The following is a 443-nucleotide window of genomic DNA, read 5'->3' on the forward strand; positions in this document are numbered from 1 at the left end:
GGCAGCGCCGCCAGCAGGCCCAGCGCGATGGGGATCAGGGAGAGCTGGAGGTGCTGGAGCACGGCGGTACCGATCGGGTGCTCCAGGCCGCGGGCGATCCAGTCCCAGCGGATCGCCTCACCCACGGTCCTCCTCCCCGGTGTCCCCGCCCACGGGGTCCTCGCCCACGGACCAGATGGCCGCGGCCAGGTCCGCCTGGGAGACCACGCCGACCACCGCGCCGCCGGGGTCCACCCCCACGGCCCGCCCGGCCGGGGAGAGCACCGCGGCGTCCAGGGCGGCCCGCAGCGAGTCGGCCTCCACGTGGAACACGTGGCCGTAGCCGTCCAGCTCCAGGGTCTCCAGCCGGCGCTCCGGGTCGGCGGCGGCCGCCCGCTCGGCCGGCAGCCACCCCAGCGGGGTCCGGTCGGCGCCGGTGACCAGCAGCCACGGCTCCCCGGGGG

1 pseudogene is annotated in these 443 nt (G+C 78.3%); it reads right to left on the reverse strand.

Going from position 1 to position 443, the window contains the following annotated elements:
- Nucleotides 1-117: 117 nt before the first annotated feature.
- Nucleotides 118-443: pseudogene (locus D476_RS33940) on the reverse strand (ABC transporter ATP-binding protein); the annotation flags it as partial.

It is taken from the genome of Nocardiopsis chromatogenes YIM 90109 (assembly GCF_000341185.1).
Taxonomy (GTDB): domain Bacteria; phylum Actinomycetota; class Actinomycetes; order Streptosporangiales; family Streptosporangiaceae; genus Nocardiopsis_A; species Nocardiopsis_A chromatogenes.